This is a genomic window from Paenibacillus radicis (ex Xue et al. 2023) (assembly GCF_024722015.1).
In the GTDB taxonomy this organism is placed as follows: domain Bacteria; phylum Bacillota; class Bacilli; order Paenibacillales; family NBRC-103111; genus Paenibacillus_S.
Genome location: NZ_JANQBD010000018.1, coordinates 1 through 15,506 on the forward strand (window position 1 = coordinate 1; position 15,506 = coordinate 15,506).

15 protein-coding genes are annotated in these 15,506 nt (G+C 45.3%); 13 read left to right on the top strand and 2 right to left on the bottom strand.

The genetic code is table 11. The features are described from left to right. Positions 1 to 500 precede the first annotated feature (500 nt). From NV381_RS23055 to yajC, 8 genes are all read left to right on the top strand, one after another. On the top strand, positions 501 to 1,157 hold the full coding sequence (locus NV381_RS23055) for a BofC C-terminal domain-containing protein (RefSeq protein WP_258215644.1): 657 nt from the start codon (positions 501 to 503) through the stop codon (positions 1,155 to 1,157). A 181-nt stretch (positions 1,158 to 1,338) separates the two neighbouring features. Continuing rightward, the gene (gene ruvC / locus NV381_RS23060; RefSeq protein WP_258215802.1) at positions 1,339 to 1,842 is read left to right on the top strand and encodes a crossover junction endodeoxyribonuclease RuvC; all 504 of its coding nucleotides are present in this window, start codon (positions 1,339 to 1,341) and stop codon (positions 1,840 to 1,842) included. Further along, positions 1,839 to 2,474: a Holliday junction branch migration protein RuvA gene (gene ruvA, locus NV381_RS23065; protein ID WP_258215645.1), complete on the top strand. Its 636-nt coding sequence runs from the start codon at positions 1,839 to 1,841 to the stop codon at positions 2,472 to 2,474. Before ruvC ends, ruvA begins: the two co-directional genes overlap by 4 nt. Positions 2,475 to 2,499: 25 nt before the next feature. After that, positions 2,500 to 3,507, top strand: a complete 1,008-nt coding sequence (ruvB, locus tag NV381_RS23070; protein ID WP_258215646.1) for a Holliday junction branch migration DNA helicase RuvB — start codon at positions 2,500 to 2,502, stop codon at positions 3,505 to 3,507. Positions 3,508 to 3,583: 76 nt separating this feature from the next. Then, on the top strand, positions 3,584 to 5,764 hold the full coding sequence (locus NV381_RS23075; RefSeq protein ID WP_258215647.1) for a SpoIID/LytB domain-containing protein: 2,181 nt from the start codon (positions 3,584 to 3,586) through the stop codon (positions 5,762 to 5,764). Between the two features lie 7 nt (positions 5,765 to 5,771). Continuing rightward, positions 5,772 to 6,833, top strand: coding sequence for a tRNA preQ1(34) S-adenosylmethionine ribosyltransferase-isomerase QueA (queA, locus tag NV381_RS23080; protein WP_258215648.1), 1,062 nt, complete (start codon positions 5,772 to 5,774; stop codon positions 6,831 to 6,833). 25 nt (positions 6,834 to 6,858) lie between these two features. Further along, the gene (gene tgt / locus NV381_RS23085) at positions 6,859 to 7,998 is read left to right on the top strand and encodes a tRNA guanosine(34) transglycosylase Tgt (RefSeq protein WP_258215649.1); all 1,140 of its coding nucleotides are present in this window, start codon (positions 6,859 to 6,861) and stop codon (positions 7,996 to 7,998) included. 31 nt (positions 7,999 to 8,029) lie between these two features. Then, positions 8,030 to 8,350 carry a preprotein translocase subunit YajC gene (gene yajC, locus NV381_RS23090; RefSeq protein ID WP_258215650.1) on the top strand — a complete coding sequence of 107 codons (321 nt, stop codon included), beginning with the start codon at positions 8,030 to 8,032 and terminating at the stop codon, positions 8,348 to 8,350. A 66-nt stretch (positions 8,351 to 8,416) separates the two neighbouring features. Here yajC and NV381_RS23095 read toward each other — a convergent pair whose 3' ends face one another. Beyond that, positions 8,417 to 8,776: a TIGR04086 family membrane protein gene (locus NV381_RS23095; protein ID WP_258215651.1), complete on the bottom strand. Its 360-nt coding sequence runs from the start codon at positions 8,774 to 8,776 to the stop codon at positions 8,417 to 8,419. A gap of 359 nt (positions 8,777 to 9,135) precedes the next feature. Here NV381_RS23095 and NV381_RS23100 point away from each other — a divergent pair, with 359 nt between their 5' ends. Next, complete coding sequence (locus NV381_RS23100) at positions 9,136 to 9,870, top strand: DUF421 domain-containing protein (protein ID WP_258215652.1); 735 nt, start codon at positions 9,136 to 9,138, stop codon at positions 9,868 to 9,870. 1 nt (position 9,871) lies between these two features. Here the strand turns inward: NV381_RS23100 and spoVB are convergent, their stop codons facing one another. Further along, entirely contained in the window at positions 9,872 to 11,437 is a 1,566-nt protein-coding gene (spoVB, locus tag NV381_RS23105) for a stage V sporulation protein B (protein WP_258215653.1), read from the bottom strand. 239 nt (positions 11,438 to 11,676) lie between these two features. Here spoVB and NV381_RS38260 point away from each other — a divergent pair, with 239 nt between their 5' ends. The 4 genes from NV381_RS38260 to NV381_RS23125 all read left to right on the top strand — a co-directional run bounded on the left by NV381_RS38260 (position 11,677) and on the right by NV381_RS23125 (position 15,464). Then, positions 11,677 to 12,171 carry a post-transcriptional regulator gene (locus NV381_RS38260; RefSeq protein ID WP_308862170.1) on the top strand — a complete coding sequence of 165 codons (495 nt, stop codon included), beginning with the start codon at positions 11,677 to 11,679 and terminating at the stop codon, positions 12,169 to 12,171. A 116-nt stretch (positions 12,172 to 12,287) separates the two neighbouring features. Continuing rightward, positions 12,288 to 13,520: a protein translocase subunit SecD gene (secD, locus tag NV381_RS23115; protein WP_258215654.1), complete on the top strand. Its 1,233-nt coding sequence runs from the start codon at positions 12,288 to 12,290 to the stop codon at positions 13,518 to 13,520. Then, positions 13,510 to 14,409 carry a protein translocase subunit SecF gene (gene secF, locus NV381_RS23120; RefSeq protein WP_258215655.1) on the top strand — a complete coding sequence of 300 codons (900 nt, stop codon included), beginning with the start codon at positions 13,510 to 13,512 and terminating at the stop codon, positions 14,407 to 14,409. Before secD ends, secF begins: the two co-directional genes overlap by 11 nt. A 101-nt stretch (positions 14,410 to 14,510) precedes the next feature. Next, the gene (locus NV381_RS23125; RefSeq protein ID WP_258215656.1) at positions 14,511 to 15,464 is read left to right on the top strand and encodes a cation diffusion facilitator family transporter; all 954 of its coding nucleotides are present in this window, start codon (positions 14,511 to 14,513) and stop codon (positions 15,462 to 15,464) included. The last annotated feature ends 42 nt before the right edge of the window (positions 15,465 to 15,506 follow it).

A 15,506-nucleotide genomic window follows, 5' to 3' on the forward strand; every position in this document is an offset into this window, starting at 1 on the left:
GAACCTGTTCGTCAGTCGACCTGTAATGGTGAAGTGAAGAGCCGTATGCGTTAATAGCGCACGTACGGATCTGTGAGGGGTAAGGGGCGCAATCCAAGAGAAGGAGAGGCCCCGCCTACTCGACTATTTGGAGCGAGTAGGGACATATTGAACACAAACAGAGAGATACCGGAAGAGGTTGTTCCGTTATCTCTCTGTTTGTTGTGCTTTTCTCATCATAACGGAATGATTACTTCCGCTAATGCTTCAACTATGCTTCAAACTAATGGATTATGGGAAGAACAGGGGCTTGGAATCTGGAAGTGCCACCACCGTTTAGGTGCGAAGTAGGTGATGAAGTTATGTACACGGAATATGACCAGGGTATTCATGGCTTTTCATAATTGAATGGCTGCTTCCTTGAGGGGTGAATAGTAATTCGGTATAAACATACGTATCCATGGGAAAAATAGTAAGAATACTATCTGACATAAAAGGGGATACGGAAGATGCTTTTCAGCTTGCTGGGCAAATTGAAAAAAAAGCTGCGTTGGAAGCGTCGATGGTTGAATTTGGCGGCAGTTTTATTACTGGTGGGGCTTGGTTCAATAGCTTTTGTGTTATTGAGACAAGACAGCTCCCATTCCATAGACGTAGGCATGAGAACAACAGAAGAAGTATTTACTCATCAAATTGACGGGGTGCAGCCAGAGGAAGAAGTGCGGGCGATGATGAAGCAAATGAGTGGACAGCGTGAAGCCTATTCACAAAAAACATATGTATGCGGCGAAGAAGTACAAATGCTCGGTATGATGAATGCACAGCAAATTTTACAATATCATAAGGAACATCCAAATTTATCTGTCAGATTGAATAATGCTGGTGGTGTAATCTTTAACGAAAAAATTGAGGATCTGTCACCGCAATGCAAAAAAAATGCTTATTTTGGTCTGGATGCTGGCGGTAATTTGTCGCTATTTGAAGGTGTTCCGGAGGACAAGCAGGTCATTCGTACTTTTTTTCAGCTCAATATACAGTATTTGGAGAGTAGCTTGCCTCATGAGACAGTGAAGCAATTGTACCGCGGTATACCTGTTAATAACCTGACAGAATACAACAGTGTGCTTTCTACTTTTGCTGATTTTGCCGTTGAGGAAATGGAACAATTATTAAATTAGTCATTTAAAAGTGGAACGAACTCGCTTGCAAGAGCTGGCGGGTTCGTTTTTTTGCGTTTTTTGGGAAGTGGCTCGAAGTATTTTGTGCCTTTTGGGACTGTGTTCAGAAGTGGTAATTTCTGATATAATGGGCAAGTGAACACATATGTTCGCTTTTGGGGATGATGGGAGTGTGTAAGTGTTGCGGATTATGGGAATTGATCCCGGAATTGCTATAGTCGGTTTCGGATTGATAGATAAGCAGGGAAGCCGGTTAGTCCCGGTGCAGTACGGCTGTATACAGACGGAGGCTCATACGGACAGTGCTGTGCGATTGAAGATGGTTTACGATTCGATGGTGCAGCTCATTGATACTTATAAGCCTGATGCAATAGGAATTGAGAAGCTTTTTTTCAACCGCAATGTAACGACAGCTATGGCTGTCTCTCAAGCAAGAGGAGTACTGATTCTCGCCGCCATACAGAAAGGATTAATGATTGGAGAATATACACCTCTGCAAGTGAAGCAGGCGATTGTTGGCTATGGGAAGGCTGAGAAAAAGCAGGTGCAGGAAATGGTTCGGATGTTTCTGCATTTATCTGCGGTACCTAAGCCCGATGATGTGGCGGATGCCCTGGCAGTGGCTATATGTCATGCCCATTCCTGCACGATGCAGCAGAAAATAGACGAGGTACATAAGCGATGATAGACTATTTAAGAGGGTTAGTTGCACATAGAGAAACTGAATATGTTGTTTTGGATGTACGTGGGGTCGGCTATCGGGTTTTTTGCGCGAATCCTTATGCCGTACAGACCAAAGACGGAGAAGAAACGACGTTGTTTATCCATTATCAGGTGCGGGAGGATGCGCACCTCCTATTCGGTTTTCAGACACGGGAGGAGCAGTCTTTATTCCGGATGCTGCTTGAGGTTAACGGTATCGGTCCTAAGGTAGCGATAGGCATTTTGGCCGGTGGCCGCCCTGAAGTTATTGCTGCCGCTATACAACAGGAAAATATCAGCTTCTTGATCAAGCTTCCGGGAATCGGACGCAAGACAGCGCAGCGAATGATATTGGATTTGAAGGACAAGCTGGGCGGTATCCCAACGGAAGCGAGCTCTCTGTCTGCATTTACTGGCGGCGGAGATCTATTTACAGTGCCGCAAGGCAGCGGGGCATGGAGCGAAGCGAAGGCAGCACTGCTGGCGCTTGGCTATACGGAGGCAGAAGCAGATGGTGCAGGGCACGCAATCAAGCCCAAGCTGCAGGGGGGCGAAGCTGTGGATGTCGTAATGAAGCTGGCGCTCCAGGCGTTGTATCAGCAATCCACGAAATAATGCTTAGGAAGGAGATCGGAACACCATGGAAGACGACCGCATCATTTCGGCCCATCTGATGATGGAGGAGCAGACGATGGAGCTCAGCCTCCGCCCGCGCTATTTGGCTGAATATATCGGTCAATCGCAAGCTAAAGAAAACCTTAAGGTTTATATAGAAGCTGCCAAGATGCGCAAGGAAGCGCTTGATCACGTCCTGCTGTATGGCCCGCCGGGACTGGGAAAGACAACTTTATCCAACATTATAGCCAATGAATTGGGAGTTAATATGCGCACCACATCTGGTCCGGCAATCGAACGGCCGGGAGATCTGGCAGCGATATTAACCAATTTGCAGGAGGGCGATGTTCTATTTATCGATGAAATTCATCGTCTGCATCGTACTGTGGAGGAAGTCCTGTATCCGGCGATGGAGGATTACGCGCTTGATATCATTATTGGTAAGGGACCAAGCGCTCGCTCGGTCCGTCTTGATCTGCCTAAATTTACGTTGGTTGGAGCGACGACACGTGCAGGTTTATTATCGGCTCCGCTTCGCGACCGTTTTGGTGTAATAAGCCGATTGGAATATTACACGGTTGACGAGCTGACCTATATCGTTAGCCGGACAGCGGACATTTTGCAGGTTCAGATCGTTGGGGAAGCTGCTAGAGAAGTGGGCATGCGATCAAGAGGAACGCCACGTATTGCTAACCGTTTGTTAAAGCGGGTGCGGGATTTTGCACAGGTTAAAGGAGACGGTATTATTACCTTGGATATCGCCAAGGCGGCATTATTAAGCATTCAGATCGACAATTTAGGTCTTGATGAAATCGATCATAAAATGCTTCGAGCCATTATCCAGAGCTTTCAAGGGGGACCTGTCGGCCTGGATACTATTGCGGCTACAATCGGGGAAGAAAGTCAGACGATCGAAGATGTGTATGAGCCTTACTTGCTTCAAATTGGTTTTTTGCAGCGTACTCCAAGAGGGAGGATGGCCACGCACACAGCATATAGTCATCTGGGGCTGCCGGTACCTGAGAGCCGTTAACATTTTTCGTATTATGTTAGCTGTTTGCGGCAGCATGGTGCGGATTAACCAACTTGAGAAAGGAATGCTGTAGAACATGAGAAAGCATCTGCCTTCATTAAATATAAGCAAGCTGTGCAAACGACCGGTTTCATTAAAAAGCTGGTTGATTGTCAGCTGTATAACAACGTTTGGAGCTGCTGCTGGTCTGATACCTCCGGTGGGTGGGCCTATTAACACAGCTTACGCGGCAGTCGTACCTAAGCTTGACTCGATACGAGTTGCTTTATTTCTGGATACAGGCAAATATACCGCCAATACGCCATCTGTCACGCTTTCTTCCGACAAAGGGCTGGACCTGGCCTTTCGCTCATCTGCTGGCGCCAAGCCGGCATTCTCTACAGCGGATAAGGCGAGCGTCAAGGCTTCCCTTGACACTCATCGTGTCCTGCTGTGGGAGAGCGGGGATGCCACGCAGGTTAAGGCACTCGCACAGAAGCTCGGTGACGCGAACGTTGATGCGGCATTGGTCAAAAGAACGAAGCAGGGCAAGGTCGCTTACCAAGTCAGCGTAGGGCCTTATGCTTCGAAGGAGGCTGCTTCAGCTGCGCTCACGAAGCTGGTCGCGCTGCCGGCAGTCGGCAGCGTGGTCAAGGGCTATGCATCCGCAGTAACCGGCCCTCTGCACTTGAACGCTGGCGTATACGCAGCGGAAGCGGAGGCGCAGCAGCAAGCTGCTGCTATCGGGCAGGCCGGTATTGACGCGGATGTAGCGATTTTGGACGTAGCGGCGGGTTTGCCCGCATACGCGGTTATGGTGGCGGCAGCTTCCGATGCCGCTGAGCTTTCCGCAGCCAAGCAGCAGCTGAATGCTGCGCTGCCGGCTGTTGTGCTGCAGCCTGTCGATGCAGCAGCGTCTTATGTGCTGAAGCGCACGGAGCTTGATGATGCGCCGGACAATACGGCGGCAGGCACGATCGAACGTGTGCTGCTTGGCGGCACCAATGCGAAGCTTCTTGTTTCGCCTAAGCCTACTGAAACGGTTAAGGTGTTGGAACGGTCGGAGCGGACTTATCGTGGCTTGGTAGAGCTGTCGAGATTGAACGGGAAGCTTGCAGTCATCAATGAGCTGCCCTTTGAGCAGTATGTGACTTCCGTAGTTAGCTCGGAATTAAGTAAAGAATGGCCGTTGGAAGCGCTGAAGGCTCAGGCTGTTGCGGCAAGAACCTACGCGCTTAAGCAGGGGGTTAAATACCAGATCGCGCATGTGACGGATACGACGCTAGATCAGGCTTACAAAGGCGCCGGCGCTGAATTTGCTTCCGCCCTTGCTGCAACATCGGCAACACAAGGGGAAGTGCTTGCCGATAAGGCTGGCCTAATTACGCCGTTATTTAGCTCTAATGCAGGGGGCATGACAGCCGACCCGACCGAGGTATGGGGGAATAAGGTTGATTATTTAAAGAGTGCGGCAACGCCGGATGATGGAGCGGAAAAAGGTAAAGCCATCTGGTACCGAATTATTCTGCCCAATGGAAAAACAGGATTTATCCATTCGTCCTATGCCAAAGCTACCGGTCAAAAAAATGCTGCAGGGCTTGTTTATTATGAAGCCACAGGAACCGATGTTAGTGTTCGTTCCGCCCCTTATGTTGACAATACAGCTAATCCTGCCTTGTTCAAGGTAAATATAGGAGATCAGTTCATTGTGATTGATCAGGCTGTGGAATCCAATGCCTATTCTTGGATTCGTGGACCCTTTGCTGCTAACCAGCTGAAAGAGAAGGTCAACACGGTGCTTGCACAGCCGATTGGAGGCGCATTGGAGCGACTGGAGGTATCCGCACGTGGTGCATCTGGTCGTGTTACAAGCATGAAGGCTAATGGACAAGAGCTTAAACCAGCCTATCCGGACGCCCTTCGCACCCTTTTTAACAATTTGCCTAGTACCCGGTTTGAAATTGAGGAAACAGGCAGTTATACTATACAAGGAGCGAATGGTACTGTACGCAAGCAGACAGCATCTTCCCCAAAAGTCGTAATTGCTGCTGGGAGCGGTCAAGCTAAAGAATCAGCCAGCTCTCAGATCTTTGTTATGGGCGGGAATAATAAGGTAAGAATGACAGACCAGCCGTCCCAGTTTATTTTCAAAGGGACCGGATTCGGTCATGGTTTGGGCATGTCCCAATGGGGTGCCAAGGGTTATGCCGAGCTCGGCTATGATTATAAAAAAATATTGCAGACCTACTATGATGGAGTCTCGATAATCAAGGAATGACGTGAATATGCAGGTAGAATGGTTTGATTATGAATTACCGGAGTCGCTTATTGCACAGACCCCACTAAAGGATCGGACTTCCTCAAGACTGTTAACGCTTGGGAAATCCGATGGAGCTATTAAACATCAAAAGTTTGAAGACCTTATCGATTATTTGGAAGCCGGGGATGTACTCGTGTTGAACGATACGAGGGTACTGCCAGCCCGGCTTTTTGGCGTGAAAGCTGATACTGGTGCCAAAGCCGAGGTTTTGCTGCTTAAACAGCTGGAAGGCGATAGGTGGGAGGCGCTCGTGCGTCCTGGAAAACGGCTGAGGTCTGGAGCTGTGATTGCGTTTGGGAGTGAAATGAATCCGGACGGCTCTTCTTCCCCATTGCTTACAGCAACCGTGGAGGAAGAGAGTACAATGGGTAACCGGGTGCTGCGTTTTTCTTATGACGGCATTTTTCCCGAGCTCCTTGACCGATTAGGACATATGCCGCTCCCTCCCTATATTAAAGAGCAGCTGCCTGAACGTGAGCGTTACCAAACGGTATATGCTAAACACGAAGGATCAGCAGCGGCACCGACTGCTGGCTTGCATTTTACAAAGGAATATTTGGATAGACTAGCTGTAAAAGGAATACAATTAGCTTATGTAACTTTGCATGTTGGATTAGGTACATTCCGGCCGGTTTCTGTAGAAAATGTAGAAACTCATGATATGCATGAGGAGTATTATGAAGTTGGAGAAGAAACCGCAATGTTAATTAACATTGCCAAGGCGAATGGACGCAAAGTTGTTGCTGTCGGGACAACCTCGGCCAGAACATTAGAAACGGCGGCGCGGGAAAGTAAAGTTCATGGCCAGCTTCAGGCCTGCAGCGGTTGGACCAGCATATTTATTTATCCGGGCTATACCTTTCAAGTTGTCGACGCATTGCTTACGAATTTCCATCTGCCCAAGTCGACTTTGCTCATGCTGATCAGTGCTTTAGCCGGGAGAGAGCGTATATTGGCAGCGTACCGGGAAGCTGTAGAGCAAGAATACCGGTTTTTCAGCTTCGGCGACGCTATGTTTATTTATTAGTATATGTAGGAAAGAAGTGATCATTATGGCACCAGCAGTAACCTATGAACCAATCAAAACTTGCAAGCAGTCCGGTGCGCGTCTGGGACGTGTACATACGCCTCACGGTGTAATTGAGACGCCTGCTTTTATGCCTGTTGGAACTCAGGCAACCGTAAAAACAATGAGTCCGGAAGAATTAAAACAGATGGATGCTCATATTATTTTGAGTAATACTTACCATCTATTTTTGCGACCCGGGCATGAAATTGTGCGTCAAGCAGGGGGGCTTCATAAATTTATGAATTGGGACCGTCCTATTTTGACCGATAGCGGTGGTTTCCAAGTTTTCTCATTAAGCGAAATGCGCAAGATTACCGAGGAAGGAGTTGCTTTTCGCTCTCACCTCAATGGGGACAAGCTGTTTATTTCACCTGAGAAATCAATCGAGATTCAGAATGCACTCGGGGCAGATATCATTATGGCCTTCGATGAATGTCCGCCATTCCCGGCTGAACACAGCTATGCCAAGCAATCGCTTGAGCGTACAACACGTTGGGCGGAGAGATGCTTGCAAAGCCACAGTCGTCCTGAGGACCAATCATTATTTGCAATCATTCAAGGCGGAATGTACGAAGATTTACGAAAACAGAGCGCTATCGAGTTGACTTCCATGGATTTCCCGGGGTATGCTATTGGAGGATTGAGCGTTGGTGAGCCAAAACCGTTAATGTATGAAGTTTTGGATTATACGGTTCCTCTGATGCCAGCCAACAAGCCTCGCTATTTAATGGGAGTCGGATCTCCGGATGCACTGTTGGAAGGTTCTATTCGAGGCATCGATATGTTCGATTGCGTATTGCCTACTAGAATTGCTCGCAATGGAACCGTTATGACCAGCTCCGGAAGACTTGTAATTCGTAATGCTAAGTATGCTGAAGACTTTGGACCGTTGGACGCGGAATGCTCTTGTTACACATGTAAGAATTATTCTCGTGCGTACGTGAGACATTTGCTTAAAGCAGATGAAACGTTCGGCATTCGTCTGACAACGTATCACAACCTGCATTTCTTGCTGGAATTGATGCGTCAGGTTCGACAAGCGATCCAAAATGATAGTTTGCTCGATTTCCGTGATCATTTTTTTGAAAAATACGGCCTAGATGAAAACGGAAAAGGATTTTAAACGTATAGTATAAAGAAAGGGGGGATATGCAATGTCATTAGTGGCTCAAGAAGCTGCAGCAGCTCCAGGAATAGAAGGATATTTAGTTACATACGGTCCACTGGTTTTAATGTTTGTTGTTTTGTATTTCTTATTGATCCGTCCTCAACAAAAGCGTCAAAAGACGCGCAGTATGATGCTTAACAACTTGAAAAAAGGGGACAAGGTCGTTACCATCGGCGGTTTGCATGGTACGATTCTTGAAATTACAGACGACACGATTATTCTTCGTGTAAACGATGTAACGAAGCTAACGTTCGAGCGTTCCTCGATCAATGCTGTTTCCAGTGTTTCTGTAGAAGAGAAGAAGTAGCATGAAACAAAAAATGCGAGTCATCCACAAGGATGAGCTCGCATTTTTTTGTTTTAAACAAGAAAGCTACTTTTTGAGGTTAACCCCGATCATGCCTCCCAAGCTGCCTGCCATAAAAGATAGACCCAGGAGGTAAAGCGTTTGCCAGGATAGTCCGGCATCATAGGCTAAAAATCCGATAATCCAAACAATTAAAGTGTAGACCAATCCTAGAAGTCCTCCGTTATACCACCCCTTACTGCCGCTGCGCTTTCCGGAGACAAGTCCTCCAACAAACATAGCAACTCCATGAACGCTCATTGTATAGCTGAATAAGGAGTTTTCTTGCAAATTTGTAGTGAGCATAAGCAATGATGTCATAAGTGTACCAAGCAGCATGAAAATCATGGCGTACATTAAACCGGAGAATATAGGGGATTGTTTCATACCTGTTCTACCTCCAATCAGTAATATGGTTTATTTGAGCTAGCCTTTAAAAGGGCAAGTTATAGGTTCTTTAATCCCATTGTATGGGCTTGTTTAAAAAATTAGTACAGGTTAACCCGTAGGAGCGAAGTGATTTCTAGGACAAAGTTATATGAATTTATAACCCATTATCAGTTTATTGGCAACAATTCGTAAAAGGCATTATTGCATGACATTAACAAGTTGAGGTCAAAATACCTTGGAAACTTACCTCGCCTCCGATACCTCTTAAAAGCCGGTTTCAAGGAGTTATTGACTAGCAGAAAAATAATTATCAACGGAATTTGAGCCTTAATGGCATCTAGTTGGGAGGGATGACTATGGATATGCTGGCCCTTTTTTTTCGTACGGTATTGGTCTACTTTGTTGTGTTTTTTACTATGCGCATCATGGGGAAGAGGGAAATCGGGAAGCTGTCTGTTTTTGATCTTGTAATATCTGTAATGATTGCGGAAATTGCAGTTTTTGTACTTGAGGATTTGGAAAAGCCGATTCTTGCAGGAGTCTTGCCGATGTTAACCTTAGTGGCCGTTCAGCTGCTAATAGCATTTGTTTCACTTAAAAATGAAAAAGTTCGCCGTATTTTTGAAGGTAAACCCTCCTTTATTATTAAGCATGGCAAGCTGGATCGAGCCGAAATGAAACGTCAGCGTTACAATCTGGATGATCTGCTGCTTCAATTGAGGCAAAGTAAAGTAATGGATGTGGCGAATGTTGAATTTGCCATATTGGAGTCATCGGGTAAGCTGACCGTGGTTGAGAAAGAGGTTGAACGACAGGAAGATAGTGAAAAAGAAAAAGATAAAGAAAAAGATAAACAAAAGGAATCTCAAGGTGCTGAGCAATCAGATGAATTGTCTAAAATTAAATTCGAAGGTTTGCCTTTGCCGATGATTATGGACGGAAAGGTACAGGAAGATAGCCTGCAGAAATTGGATAAAACGCGTTTTTGGCTGAAAAGCGAGCTGCAGGCTAAAGGTGTGAAGGATTTCAAGGATGTATTCTATTGTTCTTATGATCAACGTGGAAGATGGTTCATTGATCGCAAAAAGTAAATTATTTGATGATTTTCCGTCCAAGCCATAGAACCCGCAGCAGATCGTTACGGTCAATCAAGCCTAACAGAACTGAGCAAAATAAATAAAGCATAATGCCTGTAGAACATGATATCAAAAACCGCATACCATCATTGGGAAGCCAATTGCTATACATAATGAGATAGCTTGCCCATCCCGAAATCAACATTCCTAGGCCGACCTTTGCAAAGTCCAGCATTTGCATGCGGAATTGAAGCAGCTTCACCACACTATGCCAATGCAGCGCTGTAACCAGCATGATGTTAATATTGATAGCCATAACGGCACCCAAGATTCCGAACTCTGGCTTTGAGGCAAGCATGTAGATCAGGGTGAGCTTGGCTACTGAGCCGATTAAAGTATTAACTAATGCGCTGCCCGGCCTATCCAATGCTTGAAGTGTTGCCTGAAGCGGGGCTTGAAAATAAATGAACATCGCGACAGGTGCCATCATTTTTAACATCGATGCGATTTGACTTTGTCCATATAAGTAATGACATAGCGGCTCAGCCAAGACCAGCATTATCATGGCAAAGGGGGCGCCTGTCACCAATGCGAGCTTTAACGACTGATGAAGCCGCATGTGAATAGTTTTCATATCCCCCCTGGCGGCAGCTTCAGACAGTGAAGGGATTAAAGAAACAGACAAAGAATAGGTTAGAGCGCTCGGTAGTAATAATATCGGAATGATCATCCCTTGCAGGGCGCCATATTGTGAGGTTGCCAACGATGTTGCTATTCCTGCCGCGGCTAAGCTTTGAATGATGAGGATCGATTCAAGGAAATAGGAGAATGAGCCTACCAGCTTGCTTCCGGTAATTGGCATGGCTAGCTTCAGCAGCTGCTTTAGGTTAGCCCATCTTCCTACTATGGGGGCAGAACCAATCTTGGCAGTAGGAGTGTGAGGCGCCCTTTTTCGATCCCGTCTAAAGTGCAGATAGAGTACAAGCAGGGCACAAACTTCACCGATCATGACGCCTGTCATAGCCCCTGCAGCTGCATATTCGATCCCGTAAGGCAACATTACATAAGCAAGCGAAAGTACGGTTATGATTCGAACGAGTGTTTCCACAACCTGGGAGACAGCAGTAGGAATCATATTTTGCTTGCCTTGAAAGTATCCGCGGATAACAGAGCCGACTCCAACAAATAAAATAATTGGAGTCATACAGATGAACGTGTAATAGACTCTTGAATCGGTGAGAAGATTGGAGCTGATCCAATGGGCGCCCAGCAAGCTGATCAATGTAAAGAGGAGGCTAAGAGAGAAGCTGAAGGCTAGTGCCAAACGAAAGATGCGCCTAACTCTGGATTCATTGCCTTCTGTTTCGGCTGCTGCCACAAGCTTTGCAACAGCTATAGGGATACCTCCGGTGATGATCGTCAGAATGACAATCATGAACGGGTAGCCCATCTGATATAATCCCACCCCCTCGGGCCCGATAATTCTGGGCAGCGCCATTCGGGGAATGAAACCGAGAATGCGGTTGATGATGCCTGCCGTAAGTAATATAAGTGTACCTTTTATAAATGATTGTTTGGTCACTTGGTTTCCTCTTCCTCCTTAGAGCTTTCCAGAGGAAAGCTATCTTCGTTAGCATAAGCTGAGCTTTCCTTGTGAAAGCTGTCTTGACAAGCATTCATTGGCTCTATTAAATGGATATGCGGGACCTGTCCTAGTACATGCACAATATTTGAGCAATACCTTCAGAATAGGAAGGAAATAACATCAAAGTATCGAATATGTGTTTATTAAGGATGATGTTCGGCAGGAGGTTAAGGCAGATGGATGATGAGAGTCGGAAGATGGATGCTTCGGAAGAGGTAGAAGCGAGAAGAGATTTCGAAATGTTGGAGCAAGACAAGCAGACGGTGGTGGACTCGTCTATTCATGAAACGGACTCCTCGGGTGATCTTGTAACAGATGGGGATGATTCGAATAACGCCTCGGCACTGGAAGATAATGCTTTTATGGAGTCGGAGGCAGAGCTTGACGGGGCTGTCCAGTCGGAATATGTAGAGACGGAGGCCGTAGAGTTATCTGAGATTGAACTCAATGAGGTTATTGAGAATATATGCAACAGCAAGGCTGAGGAGTTTCGGATGTTGGGATATGAGCATGTGACGGGCAGAGAAGTATGGGAATGTATTAGTGACAAGTACAAAAAGACCGGTGTTCCCAGACTTCATCAAATTGTTAATGATATTTTATCTCTTAAAGTCACGTCTTTTATGAACTGGATGACGATGAGTATATATAAATCCAACCCTTTCAAGTGATGAGAGGGTCTTTTTCTGTGGATACTTGGGCAAATTATTGTTGCGTAAATTGTCAAATTGACTCAATTTTCGCAGGTGGGTATAATAGGAATATTGAGTATGGAAGGAGAAAGTAAATGGACATCAAAAGAATCATCGCTTTTCTAGCCATTGTAGTGGTTGTGTTCACATCGGTTGCGATAACAAGCCCGCAGCTGGTTAGGAGCATAAAGCTTGGTTTGGACCTCAAAGGTGGCTTTGAAATTTTGTATGTGGCTGAGCCTATCGAAGCTGGGAAACCCGTAACCATGGACTCACTCAAACAAACGGCATCAAGTCTAGAAAAACGTGCAGACGATCTGGGTATTGCTGAACCGGAAATTACAACCGAGGGCAATGACCGTATCCGTGTTAAGCTTGCGGGCGTCGCCAATGAAGAAGAAGTTCGTAAAATCATGAAAGAACCGGCCGAATTAACATTCCGTGGACCGGATGGAACCAAAGAAATGATTGGGAGCGACTTTGTGGAGGGCGCGGCCAAGGTGGAATTCGACCAAGGCAACCGTCCAAACATCTCAATCCAAGTAAAGGACAAAGAGAAGTTTCGTAAGGTGACAGAAAAGCTGCTTGGTAAACCGCTTGCTATCTACCTGAATGAAAACCAATTGTCCGCCCCGACCGTTCAGCAGGTGCTTTCTGATGGCCGGGCATCTATCTCCGGTAACTACACATTTGATGAAGCCAAGAAACTGGCGGATACAATCAACTTAGGAGCTCTGCCTCTGAAGTTGACCGAGAAGTACACACAAAGTGTGGGTGCTACGCTCGGACAGCTGTCCTTGCATCAAACTGTTGAAGCCGGGATCATTGGTTCCGTATTGATTCTAATCTTTATGCTTCTCTTGTACCGTATTCCTGGTGTTGTAGCAGCTATTACGATTATTACTTATGCTTGGCTGCTGCTGCTTGTATTCGATCTACTTAATGCTACTTTAACATTGCCTGGTATTGCGGCCTTCATATTGGGTATTGGGATAGCCGTGGATGCTAATATCATTACATATGAACGGATCAAGGAAGAAATTCGAAGTGGCAAAAGTATTCTGTCTTCCCTTCGTTCAGGCTCCAAGCATTCCTTCAGAACTATAATGGATGCGAATATTACGAATATTATTGCAAGCTCGGTTCTTTACACAATAGGTAATGGGGCAATCCGGGGCTTTGCTTTAATAACGATACTTAGTACCATTCTCAGTATTGTAACGAATGTATTTTTTGCCCGATTCTTAATCCATTTGCTCATACGTGGCAATTTGTTCAAGAAGCCAGGTTACTTTGGTGTAAAGGAGTCGGAAATCCGTGGATTATAAAGTTGATTTTATTAAGAACCGGAAAAAGTTTTACTTCCTGTCGTTGGCCATCACAGTGCTAGGATTAATTATGCTCCTCGTTAGCTCATTGAATTACGGTGTCGATTTCCGTGCAGGTACATCCATGGATATTACCGTTGGACAAGCAGTGGATAAAGCAAAGGCCGAGCAAGTGTTTAAGGATGCCGGAGTTGAGCCTTCTGTAATTACGATAGGTGGAACTTCAGGGGATCGTATTTCGGCGAGGTTTGATAATATTTTGCCGGATGCCACCACGAAAAAGGTTAAAGATACTTTTCTTGCTGCATTCGGAGATAAAGTATCCCAAGAGATCAATACAGTTTCTCCCGATATGGCGATAGAACTAAGAAATAAAGCGATGGTCGCAATTGCTATCGCAAGTGTCGCCATTTGTATTTATGTCACGATCCGTTTTGAATGGCGTTTTGCAGTTGCTTCGATCATTGCCATACTTCATGATGCGTTTGTGGTTATTTCCTTCTTTGCGATTTTTCGCTTTGAAGTAAATTTACCGTTTATGGCAGCGATTCTTACTACTATCGGTTATTCCATCAATGATAAAATCGTTATTTTTGACCGTGTGAGGGAAAATCTCAGGTTTGCAAAGCTGAAAACCTCCGATGATTTATCGAATTTGCTAAATGACAGTATTTGGCAGACGATGGCCCGTAACGTTAATACAGTAATAACGGTATTGATTGCTGCTATATGCTTGTTGATATTCGGCAGCGAGTCAATTAAATTGTTCGCTCTGGCGAAGATTATTGGTTTGACCAGCGGTGCTTACTCATCAATTTGTATTGCCGGACCTTTGTATTACTACTTCAAAAATAAAAGCATTGGTTCTAAAAAGAAGGTTGCAGCGTAAAACAACAATATACCCGGCCGCGCGAAACGGTGAGTTTCGGCGGCTTTTCTTTAGTGAAATACGCACATTGGAAACCATTTATTGCTTGGAGGAGTGGCCTCATGTCGAACGAACGTTTCAAAAAAACGGAGTTTGCCGTTTGGATTGGAATAGCCTGTAATATGGTCATAACGGTAGTGAAAGGTGCAGTTGGGTATATTTCGGGCAGCAAGGCTCTGATCGCCGATGCGCTGCATTCAGCTTCCGAGGTTGCGAGTTCATTTGCTGTTTTGACTGGATTAAGCACGGCTAAATCTTCGTCTGATAAAGATGATCCTTATAGAAGTGTGAAAGCGGAGTCCATTACGTCTATTATTGTTTCTGTACTTCTTCTGCTTGTTGGCATTGAAATTTTTATTTCATCTGCAAGAGCCGTCTATAATGGAATCGATTCCCCTCCGGGAACCATCGCATTTATTGTAGTTGTTATTTCAATTATCATGAAAGAAGCCATACTTATATTTAAATCCAGAGTGAACAAACAATTATCAAGTCAAGCATCCATTGCTAATTCTTGGGATCGCAGGTCCGATATCTATTCTTCAATAGCCGTTTTTGTTGGTACCGGCGGAGCGATATGGGGTAATTACCTGGGAAATAAATATATGTATTATTTAGATCCGGCTGCTGGAATTTTTATATCTATGCTTATTTTCATAAGAGGCTACCGGCTTTTAAAAGGTACTATTCATAAGAAAATAAACTCCATTATCCATAATGAAGACCCGATTGAGCTGCTTCGCACCGTTCAGATGATTAAAGGCGTTATTGCTGTTGACGATCTTAGAGCTCGCGAACGTGGGCATTATGTAATAATTGATGTGAAAATCAGTGTTAATCCTCGAATTAGCGTATTGGAAGGACATGATGTAGCCAAAATAGTGAAGCAAACGTTAATGAAGCGATTTATTCATATTTCGGATGTTTTCATTCAAGTCCAGCCTTATGATCCAGGATATCCATATAAAAATAATGTAGGCCCTGAATATGACGATCATCCTTCTTTATTGCATTAAAGCTACCTCTCATTGGAAAAATGGGATATAATTAAAGTATGG